This window comes from Desulfurobacterium crinifex (assembly GCF_054656775.1).
Window position 1 is genome coordinate 1,442,511 of the sequence record NZ_BAAHXO010000004.1, and the last position, 18,104, is coordinate 1,460,614.

At 39.8% G+C, this 18,104-nt stretch carries 23 protein-coding genes; 10 read left to right on the forward strand and 13 right to left on the reverse strand.

Translation table 11 applies throughout. The annotated features are described in order from the left end of the window. Positions 1–72: 72 nt before the first annotated feature. The 4 genes from ACYQ3A_RS09400 to ACYQ3A_RS09415 are packed head-to-tail and all read right to left on the reverse strand — an operon-like array spanning position 73 to position 5,309. Positions 73–2,772 (reverse strand): UvrD-helicase domain-containing protein, encoded by a 2,700-nt coding sequence (locus ACYQ3A_RS09400; protein WP_459897069.1) that lies wholly within the window; start codon positions 2,770–2,772, stop codon positions 73–75. Between the two features lie 9 nt (positions 2,773–2,781). Beyond that, entirely contained in the window at positions 2,782–3,432 is a 651-nt protein-coding gene (gene recO, locus ACYQ3A_RS09405) for a DNA repair protein RecO (RefSeq protein WP_459897070.1), read from the reverse strand. Beyond that, positions 3,432–4,535, reverse strand: coding sequence for a redox-regulated ATPase YchF (ychF, locus tag ACYQ3A_RS09410; protein WP_459897071.1), 1,104 nt, complete (start codon positions 4,533–4,535; stop codon positions 3,432–3,434). The genes recO and ychF overlap by 1 nt, the downstream gene beginning before the upstream one ends. Before the next feature lie 36 nt (positions 4,536–4,571). Continuing rightward, a complete protein-coding gene (locus ACYQ3A_RS09415) occupies positions 4,572–5,309 on the reverse strand; it encodes a methyltransferase domain-containing protein (protein WP_459897072.1) in 738 nt (245 codons plus the stop codon). A 39-nt stretch (positions 5,310–5,348) separates the two neighbouring features. Here ACYQ3A_RS09415 and ispG point away from each other — a divergent pair, with 39 nt between their 5' ends. The 3 genes from ispG to ACYQ3A_RS09430 are packed head-to-tail and all read left to right on the forward strand — an operon-like array spanning position 5,349 to position 7,413. Further along, complete coding sequence (ispG, locus tag ACYQ3A_RS09420; RefSeq protein WP_459897073.1) at positions 5,349–6,416, forward strand: flavodoxin-dependent (E)-4-hydroxy-3-methylbut-2-enyl-diphosphate synthase; 1,068 nt, start codon at positions 5,349–5,351, stop codon at positions 6,414–6,416. Beyond that, on the forward strand, positions 6,416–6,781 hold the full coding sequence (locus tag ACYQ3A_RS09425; protein WP_459897075.1) for a dihydroneopterin aldolase: 366 nt from the start codon (positions 6,416–6,418) through the stop codon (positions 6,779–6,781). The genes ispG and ACYQ3A_RS09425 overlap by 1 nt, the downstream gene beginning before the upstream one ends. Then, the gene (locus tag ACYQ3A_RS09430; RefSeq protein ID WP_459897076.1) at positions 6,778–7,413 is read left to right on the forward strand and encodes an epoxyqueuosine reductase QueH; all 636 of its coding nucleotides are present in this window, start codon (positions 6,778–6,780) and stop codon (positions 7,411–7,413) included. Before ACYQ3A_RS09425 ends, ACYQ3A_RS09430 begins: the two co-directional genes overlap by 4 nt. Here ACYQ3A_RS09430 and ACYQ3A_RS09435 read toward each other — a convergent pair. Beyond that, positions 7,397–8,083, reverse strand: coding sequence for an EAL domain-containing protein (locus ACYQ3A_RS09435; RefSeq protein WP_459897078.1), 687 nt, complete (start codon positions 8,081–8,083; stop codon positions 7,397–7,399). The two genes, ACYQ3A_RS09430 and ACYQ3A_RS09435, sit on opposite strands and share 17 nt — an antisense overlap. A gap of 300 nt (positions 8,084–8,383) precedes the next feature. Between ACYQ3A_RS09435 and ACYQ3A_RS09440 the strand changes: the two genes are divergently transcribed. Together ACYQ3A_RS09440 and ACYQ3A_RS09445 are read left to right on the forward strand one after the other, a co-directional pair. Beyond that, positions 8,384–8,737, forward strand: a complete 354-nt coding sequence (locus tag ACYQ3A_RS09440; protein ID WP_163328715.1) for a GPW/gp25 family protein — start codon at positions 8,384–8,386, stop codon at positions 8,735–8,737. Continuing rightward, the gene (locus ACYQ3A_RS09445) at positions 8,697–8,900 is read left to right on the forward strand and encodes a hypothetical protein (protein WP_163328717.1); all 204 of its coding nucleotides are present in this window, start codon (positions 8,697–8,699) and stop codon (positions 8,898–8,900) included. Before ACYQ3A_RS09440 ends, ACYQ3A_RS09445 begins: the two co-directional genes overlap by 41 nt. Positions 8,901–9,184: 284 nt before the next feature. Here the strand turns inward: ACYQ3A_RS09445 and ACYQ3A_RS09450 are convergent, their stop codons facing one another. The 8 genes from ACYQ3A_RS09450 to ACYQ3A_RS09485 form a co-directional block, all read right to left on the reverse strand. After that, on the reverse strand, positions 9,185–9,973 hold the full coding sequence (locus ACYQ3A_RS09450) for a DNA adenine methylase (protein WP_459897079.1): 789 nt from the start codon (positions 9,971–9,973) through the stop codon (positions 9,185–9,187). A gap of 99 nt (positions 9,974–10,072) precedes the next feature. Then, positions 10,073–10,501 (reverse strand): 3TM-type holin, encoded by a 429-nt coding sequence (locus ACYQ3A_RS09455; protein WP_459897080.1) that lies wholly within the window; start codon positions 10,499–10,501, stop codon positions 10,073–10,075. Next, positions 10,498–10,974 carry a M15 family metallopeptidase gene (locus tag ACYQ3A_RS09460; protein ID WP_459897081.1) on the reverse strand — a complete coding sequence of 159 codons (477 nt, stop codon included), beginning with the start codon at positions 10,972–10,974 and terminating at the stop codon, positions 10,498–10,500. The genes ACYQ3A_RS09455 and ACYQ3A_RS09460 overlap by 4 nt, the downstream gene beginning before the upstream one ends. Next, complete coding sequence (locus ACYQ3A_RS09465) at positions 10,931–11,485, reverse strand: YiiX/YebB-like N1pC/P60 family cysteine hydrolase (RefSeq protein ID WP_459897082.1); 555 nt, start codon at positions 11,483–11,485, stop codon at positions 10,931–10,933. Before ACYQ3A_RS09465 ends, ACYQ3A_RS09460 begins: the two co-directional genes overlap by 44 nt. 2 nt (positions 11,486–11,487) lie before the next feature. Then, entirely contained in the window at positions 11,488–12,087 is a 600-nt protein-coding gene (locus tag ACYQ3A_RS09470) for a hypothetical protein (RefSeq protein ID WP_459895532.1), read from the reverse strand. 11 nt (positions 12,088–12,098) lie between these two features. Then, complete coding sequence (locus ACYQ3A_RS09475; RefSeq protein WP_459895533.1) at positions 12,099–12,998, reverse strand: hypothetical protein; 900 nt, start codon at positions 12,996–12,998, stop codon at positions 12,099–12,101. Positions 12,999–13,010: 12 nt separating this feature from the next. Next, positions 13,011–14,456, reverse strand: a complete 1,446-nt coding sequence (locus ACYQ3A_RS09480) for a phage tail-collar fiber domain-containing protein (protein ID WP_459895534.1) — start codon at positions 14,454–14,456, stop codon at positions 13,011–13,013. Beyond that, entirely contained in the window at positions 14,456–15,310 is an 855-nt protein-coding gene (locus tag ACYQ3A_RS09485; RefSeq protein ID WP_459897083.1) for a phage tail protein I, read from the reverse strand. The genes ACYQ3A_RS09480 and ACYQ3A_RS09485 overlap by 1 nt, the downstream gene beginning before the upstream one ends. Positions 15,311–15,392: 82 nt before the next feature. On the opposite strand from ACYQ3A_RS09485, the gene ACYQ3A_RS09490 reads away from it, so the two are divergent. Genes ACYQ3A_RS09490 through ACYQ3A_RS09510 form a run of 5 tightly spaced genes read left to right on the forward strand, consistent with a single transcriptional unit; the run spans position 15,393 to position 18,101 of the window. Further along, the gene (locus ACYQ3A_RS09490) at positions 15,393–15,986 is read left to right on the forward strand and encodes a phage virion morphogenesis protein (protein WP_459894629.1); all 594 of its coding nucleotides are present in this window, start codon (positions 15,393–15,395) and stop codon (positions 15,984–15,986) included. Next, positions 15,983–16,513 (forward strand): hypothetical protein, encoded by a 531-nt coding sequence (locus tag ACYQ3A_RS09495; RefSeq protein ID WP_459894626.1) that lies wholly within the window; start codon positions 15,983–15,985, stop codon positions 16,511–16,513. Before ACYQ3A_RS09490 ends, ACYQ3A_RS09495 begins: the two co-directional genes overlap by 4 nt. After that, the gene (locus ACYQ3A_RS09500; protein WP_459894623.1) at positions 16,506–16,910 is read left to right on the forward strand and encodes a phage tail protein; all 405 of its coding nucleotides are present in this window, start codon (positions 16,506–16,508) and stop codon (positions 16,908–16,910) included. The genes ACYQ3A_RS09495 and ACYQ3A_RS09500 overlap by 8 nt, the downstream gene beginning before the upstream one ends. Then, positions 16,891–17,124, forward strand: a complete 234-nt coding sequence (locus ACYQ3A_RS09505) for a tail protein X (RefSeq protein ID WP_163328741.1) — start codon at positions 16,891–16,893, stop codon at positions 17,122–17,124. The genes ACYQ3A_RS09500 and ACYQ3A_RS09505 overlap by 20 nt, the downstream gene beginning before the upstream one ends. Continuing rightward, positions 17,112–18,101 carry a phage late control D family protein gene (locus ACYQ3A_RS09510; RefSeq protein ID WP_459894619.1) on the forward strand — a complete coding sequence of 330 codons (990 nt, stop codon included), beginning with the start codon at positions 17,112–17,114 and terminating at the stop codon, positions 18,099–18,101. The genes ACYQ3A_RS09505 and ACYQ3A_RS09510 overlap by 13 nt, the downstream gene beginning before the upstream one ends. The last annotated feature ends 3 nt before the right edge of the window (positions 18,102–18,104 follow it).

Below are 18,104 nucleotides of genomic sequence, written 5' to 3' on the forward strand. Positions count from 1 at the left end.
TTTCCCCTTAATTGTTTTTTCAGAATAAAATAATAGCACAATTGAAAGGAATGAGATGGCTTTATCAGTTTCTTATTTACACCCAGGCTCTTCTACTGTTACCAAGCGATTTTCGTCAATGAAAAACAGCTTCAAATTAGCTACTTTCTTTCCGGCCTCTTTAAAAGCCTCCCTATAGAGTCTGAGCTGTTCCTGGTAAATTTTCACCTTCTCTTCGCTGTAAAGCCCTGTTTTGAAATCCCAGATCTCTATTCCTTCAGGAAGGTATCTTACAAGGTCAATTCTCCCCCTTATTATTTTTCCCTCTTTCATTAATTCAAAAGGAACCTCTACTTCCGAATTTTCCCTGAGATAGTTATATTCTTTCTCAAGCAGACTGTATATTTCCTGTAACCTCTTTTTTAGTTCTTCAGAAGGAACAAAGGAGAAAGAGAGCGCAAACTTCACAGCTTTTTCTCTATCAGCTCCATTAACAAATGCCTGGCAAAGAGCGTGAACGATTGTTCCATATTCTCCGGGAGAAATACCTGAAGGAATGTAGGGATTTCTCTCACTCTCAAAGCTTTCATCATGAGAACTTGGTCTGACAACTTTCACATAATCTGCTTCATAGAGCTTACTCTGTCTGAAATCCCTCTCCTCTTCGAAGGAATAAATCTTCCCCTCTTTTCCATAATCTACATATTGTTCATACTTCTCTCTGTCAAAGACAAATGAACCGATCTTGAACTTTTTTCTACCTTCCGGGTTTACACCAACTATTAACTGTTTTTTTGCTCTCGTGAGAGCAACGTAAAGGAGATTCTTCTCTTCTAAGTAGTCAAGATAACTGTCAAGCTCCTTTAGCATGTTGAAGTATGGACTCTCTTCTGGAAGATTCTCAATCGAATAGAGCTTTGCGGCAAAGCCGATGTTTGTGTAAAGAAAATTGCCGTAATTCCAGCTTTTTTTCCAGGGAACTACAACAACCGAATCAAATTCCAGTCCTTTTGAACTGTGAATTGTTGTAAGGACATAGCCTTTCTTTACAGTTACTTTACTTGTTAGAGAATAGTCTCTATTTTTCCCCATGTTTTCTATGTACCAGATAATTTCCCTGAATGATAAAGGTTCCTGCTTTTCAAAGTTGTAGATCTCGTTAACAACTTCGGTAATGGAATGGTAAGACTCAAAGTCTGTGAGGTAGAGAGCGTCAAGGTAATTTAACTTTGTAAGAAGATGAAGAATGAGAACGGAGTGGAGCTCTCTGTCTATTCTCTTCCTTGTCTCTTCACAAATCTCCTGAAACTCCTTTAATTCCTCTGGAAATTCACCGGTGAGAACAACTTTAAGAGCCTCCGTGTGAGTAAGCCCAAACATTCTGGAAGAGAGAAGAAGAAAAAGAGATTTCTTATCCTCAGGATTTGCAAGCCACCTTAAGAGATGAAGAAGTTCCTCCACTCCTAAGGTGTTGTAAGGGTTAGTAGCAACGTAGGTGTAATCGATACCGTTTTCCTTTAAGACCCTTTCAAAAGGCCTGAGATCGTTCCACCTTCTACCTATTATTCCAACAGTTCCTTCTTCTGCATAAGGTAGAGTTTTGGATATAGCATATTTAACAAATCTCTCTTTCTCCTTTCTGGGACGATAGATATAGAGGATTACCTCTCCACCTTCAGGCGTTTCAGGAGAGAGCTCAAACCCTCTGAATTCCAGTTCTCCCGGGAAAGAACCTCTAAGTTCGTTATAGATTTCAGAAAAAATGGAATTGAAGAAATCAATAAGCCCCCTTGCAGACCTATAATTCGTCAGTCGTTCTTCCTTTTTTGAAGCCACCGATTTAGCTTCATTCCAGATCAGAAGGTCTGCCGATCTGAACCTATAGATCGACTGTTTGGGATCACCAACAACTATGACCGAAATTTCTGGATCGTGCTTTAAGAGAGCTTTTACAATCCCCCACTGAATAGGATCGGTGTCCTGAAACTCATCGATTATTATGTATCTGAAAGCCTTTGCTATTTCTTCCCTTGCGTTGTCAAAGTTTTTCACGAGCTCAAAAGCTTGGAGAAGAATCCCGCTGTAGTCTATCCTGTTTTCCTCAAGAAGCTTTTTTTCATAGGCTCTGACAACAGCCTTTGATATTCTCAACAGTAGATTGGATATCTCCCTCTCTCTTTTAGCATTCTCATTTGCATCTTTACTGTCAAGGTTGACAAGGACTTCAGTAGAGCTAGGAATTGTACTGTAGAGCTCCCTTATTCTTTCCATCATCCTATCAACAGAAAAAGAGTCGTCAAACATGAGGAATCGGGTTCTATTTTTAACCAGAGTTTTCAGGAAAGTAATTAGACTATTGAAAGCCCTTGGTCTATCGTAGTTTATCCTCCTGAGAACTACCTCTAAAAGCTTCTCCTCTTTCTCCTGAAATTCCTGAATAACATTTACAACCACTTCATCTAAGAACTTCTCAACCTCCAAAGAGGTTGCAACAACAGTATCAAGGCTGAAAAACCTGTATTTAAAACCAAACCTCTTCAGTATGTCGTAGCAAAAAGAGTGTATGGTTCCTATCGGAGCGGATGGAATGTAAATAAGCTTCTTTTTGAGTTCCGGATCCGTAGCTTCCTCAAGTTCTTTTTTTACCCTATCTCTTAGATCCGCTGCGGCTGCTTCTGTGAAGGTTATAAGCGCAATGTTTTCAGGATTTACTTCTTTTAAAAGCTCCACATACTTTCTGACTATTGTTGTTGTCTTCCCCGCCCCGGCATTCGCTTCTATTATCTCAAGCATTATTCACCTTTAAGAGAGTCTGAATCTGACATGATTTTCAAAAACCGTGTTAATTTTATCAAGCTTTTGCAGAGGTATTTTTTCCTTTTTCATCTTCTCAAAAGAGTTTTTCGCCAGATTCACAGAAAGCTTAGAAAGATCAGAACTCCAGGGAATATCGTCTTTTTCAGCACACCTAAAACAGAGAACTCCTCCCCTTTCTATCGAAAATGAATATAGCTGTCTTGCTCCACAACCCACACATTTTGTGAGAGCAGGAAATATTCCCTCAACAAAGGTAAACTTCAAAAGAAACATTGTGTAGGCAACTCTATAGGAATCTCCAATAGAAAAATAGTTTTCAAAAAGTTTAAAAAGCTTCTGATTTGCAGCAAGCTGGTAGGGAAGAAGAAGCTTTGAAATTTTGCTGAGATAAATGAATTTTTCTACAGTATCAGGAAAGTAAGAGCGTATCAACAGAGCTCTCTGGAGTTCGTAGTTTTCCCCTTTTTGAACGATCTCAAAAGTAGAGAGGGAAAAGAGATCAAGTTTGAGGGGGAATTCCCCCCTCTTTATCTTCGCAATGAAATCAACCTTTCCAAGTTTGTCTGTGAAAGCTGTAATATGTCTTAGCCTATTTCCGATCTGTTTTGATCGTAAGACAAAGCCTTTTAGCTCCATTAAACGTTAAACCTGAAGTAGATTATGTCTCCATCCTGAACTTCATAATCCTTACCTTCAAGTCTCATCAGACCTTTCTCTTTACATGCTTGCATAGAGCCTTCTCGTATAAGATCTTCATACTTTATGACTTCAGCTCTGATAAAACCTCTCTCTATATCAGAGTGAATCTTCCCGGCAGCCTGCGGAGCCTTTGTTCCTTTTCTGATAGTCCAGGCTCTTGCCTCTTGTTCACCAGCAGTAAAGAATGTGATAAGGTCAAGTAATTTGTAGCCTTCCCTGATAACCACATTCAATCCCGGTTCTTCCATTCCAAGCTCTTTCAAGAACTCCTTCTTCTCTTCTCCCTCAAGCTCCGCAAGTTCTGCTTCAATTTTTGCACAGATCTTGACAACAGGAGCTCCCTCTTTCTCTGCAAGCTCCTTTACCTGTTCCACATACTCGTTATCTTCTAAAAGTCCTTCCTCATCAACATTCGCAATGTACATTACAGGCTTTGCAGTAAGGAGAGCGAGTTCTTTTACAACCCTTTTTCCTTCGTCATCCAATTCTTCAAGGTATGGATAGATTCTCTCTCCTCTTTCAAGGACTTCCTTCAGCTTCTCAAGTGCCTCAACCTCAGCTCTGGCCTTCTTATCTCCAGATTTCGCCTGCTTTGAAACCTTCTGGAGCCTCTTCTCCACACTTTCAAGGTCTTTAAAGACGAGCTCCAGATTTATCGTTTCAATATCCCTAATTGGATTAACACTTCCATCTACGTGGACAACGTTTTCATCTCTAAAACACCTGACAACATGAGCAATCGCATCAACATTCCTGATATTTGCAAGGAACTGGTTCCCAAGTCCTTCTCCTTTGCTTGCACCTCTGACAAGTCCTGCAATATCAACAAACTCAATCGTTGTGGGTGTTATCTTCCTTGGTTTTACAATCTCAGCAATCTTGTAGAGCCTCTCATCAGGAACTTCAACTATCCCGACGTTTGGTTCAATGGTGCAGAAAGGATAGTTTGCAGCCTCAGCCTTTGCAGAGTTTGTAAGAGCGTTGAAAAGAGTTGATTTCCCAACGTTTGGCAGTCCCACTATTCCACAGTTGAATCCCATTACCTCTCTCCAGAAAGTTTTGATGGAAAAATAGGGTTAAATCCTCTTCAAAACAAGAAACAGTACCCTATAGTTCAGGAGAAACTTCCCGTTGAGAGAGTAGAACTCGTAAAACTTCTTCACAAGCTCTCTGTTCGTTTTACTCTTTCTGAAAGGATTTCTCGCTCCCACTCTGTTAACACATCTGACAGCCTCACGGGGGGAGTCAAACCAGATAGAAAACTCTTTTCTTTCAAACTCTAAAAGTTTAAAGCCTGCTTCTTTAAAAGCTTCCAGAATCCGATTTTCTGACGGAAATCTGAAGAGAACATCTTCCTCTCCGAAAACTTCAATGTGAGCTTTGTTCCAGGCCAAAAGAAGTCGTGAGAGACTTCCCTCCACTGGAAGAGATATGAAAGCAAACCCACCTGATTTCAAAACCCTATAAACCTCAGAAGCAACCCTTTCAGGAACCATCCACTGAAGGGCAAAGTTTGAGAAAACCACATCAAATACACTGCTTTTAAAGGGAAGGAACTCCCCATCTCCAGCAACTGGCAACAGCTCCTGCTTTCTACAACTCCTGCACATTGAAAGGGACAGATCAAGGGCTACTGTATTTTTAAACCTTTTTAAAAGGACGCCCGTTCCAGCCCCAAGATCAAGTATAAAGCCATCCCATTTAATCAAGCAAAGTCTATCAAGGAGTCTTTTCCCAGCTTGCTGTTGAATGATGGCGTATCTATCGTACTCTTCTACAGCCTTTGAAAAGCTCTCTTTAACTCTATATTTCATGGTGGGTTAGAATATATACGTAATTTGAAGGAGTTCAAAATGGGATGGATTAAGAGAAGAAAGACAAAGACAATCTATGTGGGAAATGTCCCAATTGGTAGCGAGCATCCAATAGTCGTCCAGTCAATGACAAACACGTTTACAGAAGATGTTGAAACAACCGTTGCTCAGATAAAGGAGCTGGAAAAAGTTGGCTGTGAAGTAGTGAGAGTTGCAGTTCCATCGGTAAGAGCAGCAGAAGCCCTTAAAGAGATAAAGAAGAGGATCTCAATACCTCTGATTGCAGATATTCACTTTGACCATAAACTGGCTCTCCTTTCGATAGAGAACGGTGCAGACTGCATAAGGATAAACCCGGGAAACATAGGAGAAAGCTGGAAGGTCAAGGAAATCATTTCTCTTGCAAAAGAGAGAGGAATCTCAATCAGAATTGGAGTTAACTCCGGGTCAATACCAAAAGAGATATTAGCAAAGTATGGAAAGCCTTCACCAGAAGCCCTTGCAGAAACTGCTTTAAACTACGCAAAGTTCTTTGAAGACAATGATTTCACAAACATAAAGTTTTCACTAAAGGGTTCAGAGGTTAAGAGTACTGTAATTGCCAACAAGATTTTTGCAGAAAAGACCGAGTACCCGATCCACATAGGTATTACAGAAGCCGGAACACTCATTTCAGGAGCCGTTAAATCCGCCATAGGAGTTGGGATTCTCCTCTACGAGGGAATCGGGGATACTGTGAGAATCTCCCTCTCAACCAGTCCAAAAGAAGAAGTCAAGATTGCCTATAAGATTCTCTCTGCCCTTGAGCTAAAGAAGAGAGGAGTTGAGGTCATATCCTGTCCAACCTGTGGCAGGTGCATGGTTGATGTTGAAACGATTGCAAAAGAGGTGGAAAGAAGACTTGAACACATAGAAAAACCCCTAAAAGTTGCAGTCATGGGTTGTGCAGTAAACGGTCCTGGAGAAGCAAGATTTGCAGACGTTGGAATTGCAGGAGCTGGAGATTACTTTATCCTTTTCGTTAAAGGAAGAGTGATAGAAAAACTGTCTGAAGAAGCAGCTCTTGAAAGGCTTGTAGAAGAAATAGAAAAAACGGCGAGGGAATAATGACAAGAAGGTCTGTTTTCATTGAAGGAATGAAGCTTTACGTCAAATGTGGTGTTTTTGAAGAAGAGAGAAAATTGGGAGTCCAGATTTTGATGGATGTAAAAGTTGAGTCTAAGGAGTTTGTTGATTATCAAGAGCTACATAACCTCATTCTTACAATTGTAAATAAAAATCAATTCACATACCTTGAAGAACTGGGAGAATCATTGCTAAATAAGATTAAAGGAAAATGGCATCCCGAACTTGTTATTATAAGGATAGCAAAGCTAAGCATGCCTTTTCAGAACTCGTTTTCCAAGGCAGGAATAGAAATTATCTGGGAAAAAGATGGCAAAACAAATCTTGATATGGAGTTGGAAGAGTGAGAATACTCCTTCACATCTGCTGTGCTCCATGTGCCTGCTACCCAATCAAGGTTCTAAAAGAAAAAGGTTACGAGATTGTTGGTCTATGGTACAACCCCAACATCCATCCCTGTACCGAATTCGTTAAAAGAATGAAATCGGTCAAAGAGCTTGAAAAGATTGAAAACATCAAAATCATTTACTTTGAAAACTACGAACCGGAAAAGTGGCTTAGGAGTGTTGTATTTAGAGAGGAAAAACCCGTAAGGTGTCAGGTCTGTTACTCAATGCGACTTGAAATGGCAGCAAGCGTTGCTAAAAAAGGAAAATTTGACTTCTTTACATCTACACTCTTCTACAGCAAGTATCAGAAGAGAGAGCTAATGGTTCCCCTTGCGGAGAACGCCGCTGCAAAGTTTGGTGTGAAGTTTTTGAACATCGACTTCAGAGAGGGTTGGAAGGAAGGAATAAACATATCAAAAGAGTACAAACTATATCGGCAACAATACTGTGGTTGTATCTACTCGGAAAAAGAACGCTACTGTCCTAAAGGGAAACCCAATACGGAGTGGGTTATAGATCAAACTGTTGATGAAGCTAAGAGGATCATCGAATTTTTTAGTAAGAAAAAATCTTTTACGGGAGAACTGTAGGTTTACTGAAGAAGTATCCTTGCACATATAGCGTTTCTAACTGATTTTCCTTTGCAATCCGTTCAAGTTCTCCTTTTACATCTTCAGTCTCTACATATTCAGCAACAATTTTTATATTCTTTATCTTGGCAAACTGTAAAACGCACGAAACAAAAGCTGAATCGAGTTTGTTTAATTTCATATCTTTGACTATCGACCCATCAATTTTTAAACCATCTATTGGAAGTTCCTTGAGTAAGTTATAGTTTGCATATTTAACTCCAAAATCATCTATAAAAATTGACATTCCTTTCTTTTTAAGAAGTTCCAGCTTCTTCTTGGTTTCCTTTATATCCAAAATGTCATCTCTTTCTGTTAGTTCAACAATAATAGATGAAGGTGAAATACCATATTCCTCTACCATATCAAGGAACCAGTGAATATTTTTCTTAATAAAACCGGAAGAAAGATTTAAAGAAACCTTTCCTTTTACTATTCCACTTTTAATTATCTTTAAAACTTGCTCCACAACTAATCTGTCAAGCTTTCTCTCAATATTAGTATTTGCAATTAAATTTATAAATTTACCAGCCGAAACAAGATTATCATCAATGACTATTCTTGCCAGAGCTTCCCTGAAAACTACTTTCCCACTATTTATGTCTACAATATCCTGAAAAGCAACTTTCACCCGTTCCTTATTTCTGGAGTAAAGAAAAAGATGAGAAATTTCTTTTTGTCATATAACTGCTAAATTTCGTAGAGTTTCTGGCTTTTCTAAGCATAAAAGAAAAAGTGAGAAATAGGAACTCCTAACTGTAAAAAAATCAAGAAAAAGATGAGAAATTTTCAAAAAGTAAAGAAATAGTTGAGAAATTTTTGCGAGATTTTTTCTCATTTATTTCTTGATTTTAAAGAAAAAGTTGAGAAATTTGTTAGGTTAACTTAACAGTTGCAAGAGTTACAGAGGAAGATTAAAATCAGAATTACTATGGGTGGAAGACTTTTTGGCATTGAGTTTTCATCGTTAATAGAGGACATTAACCAGCAGATAGAAATGGTTCTCTTGACACGTAAAGGGGAAAAGACTCTTGACCCAGAATATGGATGTGGTATTTGGGATTATCTTGACGAGGGAATAACCACAGTTCCTGTTTTGGTTGGATCAATCTATAAAGATGTTAGTAGAAATGTTCCCGCAATTTCTATTGCTACTGTAAAGATTACAGAAATCAACGAGGATGGAAGTTCTATAAATGTAAGACTTGAATATACGATCAAATCGTCAGGAGAGAGAGGTTTTTATGAAAGAAGGATTGATAGACCTTCGGGAAATCTGGAATAGAGAAGATATGTATGAGGGTTTATCACGTCGGGATAGGACTGTCCTGAGAAACCTTCGCTATTCAGAATGGCTTGCCAGGAGTAATCTTTTTGACGATATAGCAGTTGGAGCTTTGCTTGAAAAACATGGTTATGTTGAACCTTTAGAGGATGGAGATTTTTGATACTGCTCTAAGACACCCTTCTTATCCAGAAATTCCAGGATAAGTTCCGATATTTTGTGGTTTGGTTTGATACCTTCTTGCTCTTCACAATAATCCTTAAAAAGTTTCCACAGTTCTGGATTAATCGTAATATGAACGTCTTTACTTTTTCCCTTCAAAAACTTAGACACTAATTGTATTTTTCCCATGAGGTAATTTTATGAAAATTATTTTTAATGTTAAACGTTCGTAATAACGGCGGGATTTGATACAATTTATGTGTCCCCCTTCAGGGGGACGGCGGGTTAAAAGTTCTTTATGAGGAGCTCCGTTCCTCTGGGACGGCTCCTCATCCTTGAAAACTCGGTTATTCCATAGCTCGATTTGCTCACTTCTTTTGTTTGCCAGTTGAAGTCTTTATAAAGTTCTTCAACCAGCTCGCATGGGTAGTAAGAAAGAACAAACTTACCTTTTATGGTTTTAAGAATCTCAGCAAGTTCTATGTGGTCCTTCTTTGTAAATCCAGTTCTATAGTAATGTTCTTTTCCAACGTAGGGAGGATCAAGATAGAAAAGTGTGTTAGGAGTATCGTATTTCTCAATAACTTTTCTGAAGTCTAAACATTCTATCTGAACGGTTGAAAGTCTGTATCTGATTTCATTTAGTCTTCTCAGGAAAGCAATCCAGCGATTACTGCTGGTCTTTCTGTTTGCAGAAATGTGGTATCCCCAGCTATTTCTTGTTCCTGAGAAGGATTGAACAACGGAAACAGCAAAAGCAAGAGCCTTGTCTATGTTATCTTTGAAGTAGTTGTTCTTTGTTTGCTCTACTGCAAGAGTAAATGTCCGTCGGGAGAAGAGTGTTCTATGTGCTCTTCTGCGGAATTCCTGAAAGTGATCCCTGAGAACAATGAAGAGGTTAACAAGCATTTCATCCTTGTCATTATAGACCTCTACCAGTGATTTCTCTTTCTTGAATAGAACCCAGCCTGCTCCTCCGAAAACCTCAACATAAGTCATTTTCGTGTAATTCGATGGAAAGTGAGAGATTATCCACTTGGCAAGCCTGCTTTTACCACCGATGTATGGGATCATAATGGAACCTCCTTTTGAATTTTACAGAGGAAAAGAACGTCATATAGGGAGAATGGCTTAAGTAGGAGGAGAGCGACAGGAGGACAAGGGAAGGTCTCCTTAAGCTTTGGAATCTCTTTTCTTAAAAAGGTCTAAAAATCCGGTTCTTGTTATGAGTTTTTCTCCAAACCAAAAGGCGTTAACGAGTAATAAAAGCGTATTTAGCATTGCAAGTTGTTGAGGAGTAAAGTTCTCCGGATGTAAAAAAGCATAAATGTAAGCTCCTGTTACCGCATACGTTATCACTGGTCTTACAGAAGATCGTAAATACTGAACGGGGCGTGGAATATCTATCAGTCTCCCTTCATACTCCAGCATGAACTTCCTGAATTCGGAGTTTTCTTTTGATGCTTCTTCCAAAAGTGCCATGCGATAGAGTTGTTCAAACTTCTCTTTCTGCTGTTTAGTTTCCAACTTCTTGTCTGCATCTGGAAAGAGTTTGTCAGCTATGGTTGAACCAAGAGATAACAGTGCATCAAAGAGCATCATTTACCTCTTCTAACGATTTTTTGAAATGTTTCTGTATCCTGGAAGTGAGGAAGTTCACGAAACCTTTTCCATGAGCCAGCCCATTCCAAACCCACTTCTCCAGCTATTTTTCCAAGAATGGCATAGGCTTCCTGATTACTCCAGTCTGGTTTCCCACCTGCTAAAGGTACACAGTCAAAAGCAAGCCCGTATTGATGAAAGCTCTGCCAGGGTTTTGCATTTGTAACCTTTCTCCTCGCTTCTTTTTCTGTTAATTCCCAGAGTCCGAGCTTTTTCCTTCTTTCGTTCAATTCTTTTAAGGTAATTCCAAACTGTTCTAATCTACCCTGCATGTAGAGGATTTCCTGTTCTTCTGGAGAACGATAGGTGCAATAAATGAGAACCTCTATACCGTTCTCTTTTGCTTTTTCCAGAAACTTCTCAGTTTTCTCACGTGTTACAGGGTGCAGGTCTTCTAACTTCCTGCTTGCCACGGTGAGCCTCCGGTAACTTTGTCGTGTATTCAAACTCCAGGAGTGGACTTTTCAAAAAGAGTCTCGGACTGACTTCTGAAGGATGAGTGTTTTTCAGAAGTTCTACTCCTGCCTGCTTAAATGCTGTGAATACCAATTCAGAGCAGAACCATCTGTTCTTGCTTTCCAGATTCGGATTAAAGAAGACAAATCCTAAAATTCCAAGCCAGTCGTAAGGTTTCCCTATCTGTCTCTGGAGGAAGTGTCTTATTTCATCTCTCTGCTCTTTTGTGACTTCTACTGAGTAAACAGCAAACTCTGTCCCTGGTGTGTGGACTTCTGAAAACTTTCCGTATCTTACTCCGTTCCACCAGGCTTCGATAACAACCGGATCGTTCCTGTCTTTAAGGTCAACAATGAAGGCTATATGAGTAAAGGGGAAGCCCCACTGCCTTATCCTTATAGGCTGGCTTGTAAGGGACTTCCCTATGGAAGCAAGGATATACACTTTGAGGAGGTCTCTCGCTCCCATTGTTAAACCTCAAGTGGAATTTCTGAATAGGTATCCTCACAGAGTTTCTTCACATCAAGCTGGAGGAGTTCTTCAAGGTTCATTGAGTCTATTTGACTCTCAAGCTCTCCTTCCTTATCCCAGATTTCTTCTTTCCAGTTGAATATCCTGGCAATCTCCACTGCACGGGCAAGAAGAGGAAGGATTTTCTGGACAGACTCGTCTGATAGTCCTTTTGCCTTTAAGTCTTCAATTGCTTGCTCTTGCGTGTAAGCTCCAGCTACAAATAGAGCAATTTTCTGCTTAACTTCATCTGTGGTAATTGCAATGCCTTCCTGTGCTGCTATGTAGAGAATCCTTCCTTCTATTACCTGAGCTTCTGAGGTTATGTCTGCAAGGTCTTCGTCTATTTCAGAGAGTTTTTGCTGGATGTAGAAGTCAGTGAACCAAGAGAGAGTGTCCTTAAAATATCCTTTTGCAATGTTTTCATTCGATAATTCTTGAAGAGCATAAGACTCTTCAAATTGAACTGGATTTCCTTGTTCATCAAAAGCAACTGGTTTTACTACCTTGGGATTAAAGTTTCTGTATATGGTTTTTCCTACTTTAAGTACTCTTATCATTTTTACCCTCCTTATAGAACAGTTGTAGAGATAATGTTTATTGGTCTTCCATTAGTGTCTTCTATGATGCCTGCGATAACCCCTTTCCACTCTAAGTCATTCGAACTCTCGTCTTTAAGCGAAGTTCCTTTTACAGTTAGTCCTAAAATCCCGTGGACTCTTATAAAACTCCCACTCGAAACTGGTAAAGTAATTGAGGATGCATAGAAGTTTAAATGGGCAAACGTTCCTGTGTCCCAGTAAGGAATAGCAAGTATGGGTATTATGTTGCCATTGCAAGTCCCTGTATAATGAATTGCACACCTGTTGAAGTTAATTCCTGCTGTTATGGGTATACTTCCTGTACCAAGCTTTATAAAGCCTGCGTCCCCTGAGTAATTTTCTACGTTCTTGTTATCTATGTGACCTAATGTAATCTTCAAGCCACGAAAACCTATTGTTGCACTTCCATAAAGATGGAAGCCGTGTACAGATGCCTTTCCTGTCCAAGTTTCATAGGCAGATGCAAAAAGTTCTTTAAAATCATCTTGGTCGGAAGAATATGTACCGACAACAGAAATAGTCTTGTTTCTAACATCTATATTTTCTTGAAGTGTGTAGTTATCCTGAAGCACAACTATGCCATATCCGCCTACTGGAACGGAATCAATTGCCTTTTTGAGGCTCTGAAAAGGAGAAGATTCTGAACCTTCATTGTTGTCACTGCCAGTTTGCTGATTAACGTAGAATATTGGTGCCCACCAACTTTTTATTGTTGCTTCTGCTCCAGCTATAAACCCATCAATCTTACTTTTCCCATAGTTAACTAAATCATTAACCTGCTGGTTCCACTTATCGCTCTGGGTTGTCCAGCGTTGTAAAAGTTCAGAAGTGTTTTCTTTAAGCTCCAGTATCGTTTGTGTTAAGTCCATCGCTTACCTCCTTTATATGAGTTTGGTTATTGAGAGTTTTCCAGCTATTGAAATGGCACTGCCGTTGTTGTCTAAAACTTTGAATATGATGTCTCTTACCGTTGAAGCATCTACACCAAAGTCAAAGTGCTGATTGAAGGAAGAATAGGTGCTGTTAAAACTTCTGCTTGTGTCTATGTCGTAGCTTGCCTCTCCAACTATGGTTAGTCCCTCGTTTCCGCAGAAAAGTCTGAATAGGAAGAGTGCGTCGTCATTGATTGTTCCGTCTCCAATCGGTTTAAACTCTTGAACATTTCCTTTGTTGTCTGTTATCTGTATTACCGGCGTTCCGTTGTTGCCGTGGCAGTCATCCACAAAAACTGCCACGGTGTAGATCCCCTTTTCTAAGATTGAAGATACTTTGGCTTCAGTCCCATCAAATTCAACTACGATAGAATCTCCTACTCTAAGGGTTGGTGAAGAATCGGAAAAACGTCTTTTTGAAGTGGTAAAGTCTGCTGTTTTCGTGAAGTTGTTATCTACGTAGCTTTTAGTTGCGTAATCTTCAAGAGTTGTGGTTTTTACAAAAGTATTATCAACATAAGTTTTATCTGCTTTTGAGTCTTTCAGGGAATCAACTTGACTTTTGAGGCTGTCTATTTCTTTCTGGAAACCTGCAACTACATCTGAGTCAACTTTGTCCTTGACCTGCTGGAGGAGTTTTTCTATTCGGTCTATCTCTTCTTCTACCTCTTGAAGTTTACTTGTGTTAACAAGGTTCAGCTTTTCCGTAAGGGTGGTAATAGCCTGCCCTATTCTTGCAAGAACCGTCTGATCTGTAAGTTGTTCAAGGAGAAGGTTGTTCTCTATGTCAGCTGTCTTTTCATCAATACTGCTGACATAAGGTAGTAGAGCTTCAAGTCTTTCTTTTATGTCGTTTGCAATTTCAATGGCTTCGTCTGCCTTATCTTTAATGGCTACAATCGCAATTTCATGGTTTGTGAGAATTCGGGAAACTTGAGCAAACTCTTCCGTGTAAAGAAGTTTCAGGTCTGGATTGCTTTCAACTATCTCTATCTTGTCCAGAGGAACGTCTGTTACTCTTACAGATATTCCAGTCAAAAGCTTTAGATTTTTATTTTTCCATGCAATAGGAACTTCTGGATGAGACCAGACAAAAGCGAGAGTGCCGTCTTCAAGATACCAGCCTATCTCCCTTATCCAGAATTCAGGAGCATCTTCTGGAAGGAGGGCAGATAAGTCCATGTAGCCATCGGAAGGGAAAACCTTTCCAGAAGCAATTGGAACTCTGATTATTTCGTTTTTCAGACTTGTTTGGCTTTTCTCTGGAGTATATCCTGCATCTCCAAAACCTATATGAGTAAGCTTTAGTCTTACTTCTGGAAGTCCACTAACCTGAAAGAATTTTTGCAATCCTGCTGTTGTGGTTATCGGTATTAGTTTAATTTCTTCTGCCATTAGTTGATTCCTCCAGTGAGGTTAATCCTGATAAAGGCAACTGAGTTGAAACTGCCTGTAACTGCACAAGTAGAGGAGAAATCCCATTCTGTTTCTGTTGATTCAAAGGAAGCTTTCAAGAAACCATCTGCGGTAACGTTTCCAGCAAAGATTGAAACTCCGTCTCCAGCGGTGATTACTTTTTCGCTGTTTTCCTCAAAAGTGGCAGTGGTAAAAGTAACTGGCTTTATGCCAGTTCCGAGGATTTTGTATTCTCCATCCTGGGACATAAGGATTTTCTTTTCACTGTCTTCTTCAAATGTGGCTTTTGTGAAGGTGGAGAGGTTAGAGCTTGCTCCTATTTCCTGCTCGTTTTCAAAGAAGACGTTAAACTTTAGTTCCTCTAACCAGCTTCTTTCGTTTTTGTAGGCATTTATGAGCCTCAAAAGTTTTTCTTCAATTTCGGGAGTAAGTGTAATTCCGTTCTTAATCAACTCTTCAAAGAACAGGTCTATTTTAAAGTGATAAGGCTTACCGTTGTATGTAAACCATTCGTGTATTTCCCCTCCGAGTTTCAAAATCTCCAGAACTTTTTTGATAGCCCACGGTGTTCCAAGTTTCATTTTGAGAATGATTGCATTTTTTACGAGTTCTTCCTTCTGACTTCTATCCTGTGTAAGTTTCCAGGCAGTTTTAGAAACGTCAAACTGCCAGGCAAGGTCTTCGAGTTCAGAGTCCGAGAGTGTGGAAAGGTTATAAACAAAGAGAAACGGCAATAGCTCCTGGATCTCTTGCCTGTCCTTTTCAATTAGCTCTGCAAGAGCTGTTGCTCTTTTGTCGCCCTTTAAAACGTCCGGTAGCAGTTTCTTACTCATAGTGGTTTTATAGTAGAGCAAAGAGAAAGGGCAGGTGGTAACCTTACCACTTTGGAAAGGAAAGAACTGTAGATTAAGCCTTATGATGGAACCGCTACTTGAATTTGTTGAAGCTGTAAAGAAGTTTGGAGAACAAGCTAAGGAACTTCCCGAAGAAATTAAACCGTTCCTTATTCGGGAAATTCAGAAGAATATTGATAATGTTAAAGAACCACGTAATGCTCCTATAACCCTTAAAGTTAAAGGGAGAAAACCTCCATTAAGAGATAAAGGGCATTTAAGGAATTCTATTGCTGGAAAAGTAGAAGGTTTGAAAGTAATAGCAGGAACGAATCTGCGGTATGCTCCAATTCAGCATTTTGGAGGAACGATTACTCCGAAAAAGAGCAAAACCCTTGTTATCCCAGCAGACAAGAAAGTTAGAAGAGAAGTAGAAACTCTGGGAGTAAGAGGTTACCTTGAAAAGCTCAAGGGAGAAGGCTGGGAGATTGTTTTCAGAAAAAGAGTAATACTTGGCATTCCTCCAGCTAAGCGAAAGAAGTCCAAACCAAAACTTTTGTTTGTAAGGAAAGAAGAGGTAACCATCCCGGCAAGACCGTTTATGTATCTCACGGAAGAGCAGCTCAGAGGACTACAGGAACTTGCTGAGAGAATCTTGTTTGAGGAGCTGTCGTGAAGCATTTAATAGAGCTTGAAAAAAAGTTTCAGAAGTTTTTAAGAATATCGGTGGTTATAGACCCTTCACCTGCTATGAGTGCTGTAGAGGTGAGACTCCAGCCAAAAGAGTTTTCCCTTGGCAGACAACTTGATAGGAAAGAAGAAAAAGGAAAAGTTACAGTTTTCTATATTGCGGAGCTTCCCGTTGACATAGTTTTAAACGTTAAAGGAACTGGCAATAGAGATAACGTTTTGCTCTTTAAGGCAATTAAATATTCTTCTCTAATTCAACATTTCTTTAAGTCTCCCGTTAACTTAAAGCTTCCTCCAGTTTCGGAGAAAGAGGGCGATTTTGAAGTCTTTGGAGAATGTGCAATCGTGCCAATAGACGTAAACGGACACCTTGAACCAGTTCTTTTCTCCGAGGACCCTCTTGACCTCAAAACTGCTCCAGGTTTTCAAGATAGATTCCAGATAAAGCTCGTTTTTCAAATAAAGCAAACAGTAGAAGTACCAACGGTCAAAGAGGTCGTAAGAGATGGCTAATCCTGTGAAATTTGGAGCTTTCGGAGATATTCCTTTTGAAATACAGGGGATTAATCCAAGGAACTTTCGGGAGAGATTTTCAAGAGGGAAACCAAGACACAGAATAGTTAATGGCTACCCGTTCATTGAAGATACAGGAGAAAATGAAAGGGTTATTGAACTTACCATTGCCATTGCTTATCCGTTTTCACAGGATCCAGAAGCCACTTACAAAAAGCTAAAGAGACTAATGGACAATGTTCAACCTCAGCTACTTGTAATAGGTCAGGAGATACTTGGAGAGTTCACGATTGAAGAGATGGAAAAAGTTCCAGAATTTGCTCCTGACGGCTCTATTAAGAAGCTAACGGTTAACTTAAAACTCATAGAGGTTAGAAATGACAACTTCTTACGCTGAATACATAACCAAAGAAGGAGACCGCTGGGACTTGATAAGCTATGAGTTCTACGGTGTTCCAGATAAGTATTACCTTATTCAGGAAGCCAATGAGAAGGAAATACCCCCAAGTCTCCTTTACTCCCCAACCTTACCGGCGGGTTTAAAGCTGAAAATTCCCGTTCTTGAAGAACAACCTACTAAGGAGTTACCACCACCGCCATGGAAAACCTGATAAGACAGCCCAAGATAAAGGTTTTCATAAATGGTAAGAATGTTACACGGGAACTCTCGGACTTCATTCTTGAGGTGATCTATACGGATTCCATTGAGGAGAAGGCAAAAGACGAACTCCAGCTCACTCTCTCCAATCCTGACAGGCGCTTCTTAAAAGAGTGGGCAATAGAGGAAAACAGCCAAATAAAAGCCTCTATCATTGCCAACGGTCAAGAATTTCACCTTGGAATCTTCTACGTTGGAGACTCTTTCACTTTACGGGAGAAAGGCTCTGTCCTAACGATTTCGGCGACTTCCCAGAACTACGAAGACCTTAAAGCCTTCAAGGTTGTTAGAAACGAAAGCTACGAGAACATTACACTTAAAGACCTTGTTTCCCAGATAATTGTAAGGTGCAGTAAAAAGTCCTTTGTTGACGCTCCAGAAGTCCCGCTAACCCGGATTGACATAGTTAACGAGACTTACGAACAGTTCTTAAAACGCATTGCAAGAGAATACAACTGCAAATTCTTCATTAGAGCTGGAACTGTGGTCTTTGCCAGGAATCTACCCACAAGAGAGTGGGATATTACTCCTTACTTGGTGAATGACGATATTCGCTTTAAACCAAAGAAAGAAGCTGTAAAAGTTGTTGAGATGGAATACTACAAGCCCGGTTCAAAAGAAACCCTCGTTTACCGGGAAGAAAACCCGGAAGTAAAAGAAGGGAAAACAATTAAACTCTACGGTATAGCCCACAACTTAAAAGAAGCTCAGGAAAAGGTTAAGGCAGTGATTAAAAAGAGTAAGTCTGAGCTTAAGGCAGAAGCCACCTTTACAATTTACGGTCAGCCTGTTAATGCTGGAGACTACATAGTTCTGCCAGAGGAACTTTACGGTTTTATCGCTGGAAAGTATCAGGCAATTAAAGTTGTTCACTCAATCTCGAAAGAAAATGGCTGGAGGACGAAAATCACTGTCAGGAAAGGAGGATAGCAA

Bases quoted from the DNA above. Each gene is read 5' to 3' on its own strand.
- ACYQ3A_RS09510 (WP_459894619.1), top strand. From the start codon at position 17,112: ATGGAAAACCTGATAAGACAGCCCAAGATAAAGGTTTTCATAAATGGT.
- ACYQ3A_RS09480 (WP_459895534.1), bottom strand. From the start codon at position 14,456: ATGGCAGAAGAAATTAAACTAATACCGATAACCACAACAGCAGGATTG.
- recO (WP_459897070.1), bottom strand. From the start codon at position 3,432: ATGGAGCTAAAAGGCTTTGTCTTACGATCAAAACAGATCGGAAATAGG.
- ACYQ3A_RS09415 (WP_459897072.1), bottom strand. From the start codon at position 5,309: ATGAAATATAGAGTTAAAGAGAGCTTTTCAAAGGCTGTAGAAGAGTAC.
- ACYQ3A_RS09425 (WP_459897075.1), top strand. From the start codon at position 6,416: ATGACAAGAAGGTCTGTTTTCATTGAAGGAATGAAGCTTTACGTCAAA.
- ACYQ3A_RS09505 (WP_163328741.1), top strand. From the start codon at position 16,891: ATGACAACTTCTTACGCTGAATACATAACCAAAGAAGGAGACCGCTGG.
- ispG (WP_459897073.1), top strand. From the start codon at position 5,349: ATGGGATGGATTAAGAGAAGAAAGACAAAGACAATCTATGTGGGAAAT.
- ACYQ3A_RS09440 (WP_163328715.1), top strand. From the start codon at position 8,384: ATGGGTGGAAGACTTTTTGGCATTGAGTTTTCATCGTTAATAGAGGAC.
- ACYQ3A_RS09455 (WP_459897080.1), bottom strand. From the start codon at position 10,501: ATGATGCTCTTTGATGCACTGTTATCTCTTGGTTCAACCATAGCTGAC.
- ACYQ3A_RS09475 (WP_459895533.1), bottom strand. From the start codon at position 12,998: ATGGACTTAACACAAACGATACTGGAGCTTAAAGAAAACACTTCTGAA.
- ACYQ3A_RS09450 (WP_459897079.1), bottom strand. From the start codon at position 9,973: ATGATCCCATACATCGGTGGTAAAAGCAGGCTTGCCAAGTGGATAATC.
- ACYQ3A_RS09485 (WP_459897083.1), bottom strand. From the start codon at position 15,310: ATGAGTAAGAAACTGCTACCGGACGTTTTAAAGGGCGACAAAAGAGCA.
- ACYQ3A_RS09500 (WP_459894623.1), top strand. From the start codon at position 16,506: ATGGCTAATCCTGTGAAATTTGGAGCTTTCGGAGATATTCCTTTTGAA.
- ACYQ3A_RS09490 (WP_459894629.1), top strand. From the start codon at position 15,393: ATGATGGAACCGCTACTTGAATTTGTTGAAGCTGTAAAGAAGTTTGGA.
- ACYQ3A_RS09470 (WP_459895532.1), bottom strand. From the start codon at position 12,087: ATGATAAGAGTACTTAAAGTAGGAAAAACCATATACAGAAACTTTAAT.
- ACYQ3A_RS09465 (WP_459897082.1), bottom strand. From the start codon at position 11,485: ATGGGAGCGAGAGACCTCCTCAAAGTGTATATCCTTGCTTCCATAGGG.
- ACYQ3A_RS09400 (WP_459897069.1), bottom strand. From the start codon at position 2,772: ATGCTTGAGATAATAGAAGCGAATGCCGGGGCGGGGAAGACAACAACA.
- ychF (WP_459897071.1), bottom strand. From the start codon at position 4,535: ATGGGATTCAACTGTGGAATAGTGGGACTGCCAAACGTTGGGAAATCA.
- ACYQ3A_RS09445 (WP_163328717.1), top strand. From the start codon at position 8,697: ATGAAAGAAGGATTGATAGACCTTCGGGAAATCTGGAATAGAGAAGAT.